Source organism: Exiguobacterium sp. SH3S1 (assembly GCF_004337105.1).
GTDB lineage: Bacteria > Bacillota > Bacilli > Exiguobacteriales > Exiguobacteriaceae > Exiguobacterium > Exiguobacterium aurantiacum_A.
The window spans coordinates 1-1,488 of the sequence record NZ_SJUW01000027.1 but is presented as its reverse complement, the minus strand read 5'-3'; the positions used below and the strand labels follow the sequence as shown (position 1 = coordinate 1,488).

Below are 1,488 nucleotides of genomic sequence, written 5' to 3'. Positions count from 1 at the left end.
TGAACTGAACCCTGAATGATAGACACTTGATAAAAAGTGCTCATTCAGGGTTTTTTGTGTGCGGTCGAATCGATATAATGAACCTATTCATTCAGACGGGGGAACGCATCCATGAGTAAAATCATCTTCAACGAACATCAAATCAGGCAGCTCGAGTCGAATCCGAACGTGGCGTCGGTCTCGGACCGGTCGATCCAGTACACGGGCGACTTCAAGATACGGGCCGTGCTCGAGAACCAAGAGGGAAAAGGCCCCTCCCAAATCTTCGAGGAAGCCGGTTTCGACCTGGCGGTGATCGGTCGCGTGAAGGCGAAGTCATCGCTCGACCGCTGGCGCAAGACCTACCGAATCTATGGAACGGATGGCCTGTTGAACGACCGTCGTGGGAAGTCGAACGCGGGTGGGCGCCCGAAGCCGGATGACTCGCTCGAACGACGGCTCGCGAAGGCCGAGGCGCGCGTCAAATACCTGACGGCGGAGAACGAGCTGTTAAAAAAGCTAGAGGAACTCGAGAGGCAGGCGAAACGCACCGACTGACACCGAAAGAGCGATACCAGGTCATCAACACCGTCATCCGGACGTTCCGGCTGAAGAACCTCGTCCGTCCACTCTGCGAGATCGCGGGCGTGAGCCGCAGTGGCTACTATGCCTGGCTCACCCGCGCGGAAGACGACTCCCTCCGGGAAGAGCGTGATTATGCGGACTATCTTCTCCTGAAACATGTCCATGACCGCCGCGACGGGAAAATCGGTTATCGCGGGCTCTATATGGAGGTGCTCGATCTCATCGGGGCACCGATGAACCACAAGCGCATCCTCAGGTTGATGCGGAAATATGGGCTCGTCACGAAGATCCGCAGGAAGAACGCGTACCGGAAGCTCGCCAAGGCGACACACGAGCACAGGACGGTGCCGAACCGCCTGAACCGTCAGTTCGACCAGGACGAGCCGGGCAAGGTATTCGTGACGGACATCACCTATCTCCCGACACGGACAGGCCAGAACGTCTATCTCTCTTGTGTGAAAGACGTCGCGACACGCGAGATCGTGGCACACCATTTGTCGACGAGCCTACACATGGAGCTCGTCTTTCAGACGACGAAAAAGCTCGAAGAGCGTCTCCAGGGGAATCTGCATCCCGAGGCGATGATCCATTCGGACCAAGGGTTCCACTATACCCATCCGGCCTACCAGTCACGTATCCGTGGACTAGGCATGGTCCAGTCCATGTCACGTCGTGGCAACTGCCTCGACAACGCACCGATCGAGTCCTTCTTCGGACATCTGAAAGATCATATCGACCATCGATCGGCATCAGGCCTCACCGAGGTCCGGTCGATGGTCGATGCCTACATTGACTATTACAATAGTGAACGCAAGCAATGGAACCTAAAAAAAATGACTCCGGAGCAATACCGGAGCCATCTGATCGCCGCATAAAAGACGACGCACTTTTTATTAAACTGTCCGAAAAACAGGGCTCAGTTCA

Annotated in this window: 1 protein-coding gene; it reads left to right on the top strand. The window is 55.6% G+C overall.

Going from position 1 to position 1,488, the window contains the following annotated elements; genetic code table 11:
• The first annotated feature begins 111 nt into the window (after positions 1-111).
• Positions 112-1,439, top strand: a protein-coding gene (locus EVJ26_RS14130; protein WP_370251113.1) for an IS3 family transposase whose coding sequence is annotated in 2 segments (ribosomal slippage) — positions 112-490 and positions 490-1,439 — 1,329 coding nt in all. Because the reading frame shifts where the segments join, the coding sequence is not laid out codon by codon here.
• The last annotated feature ends 49 nt before the right edge of the window (positions 1,440-1,488 follow it).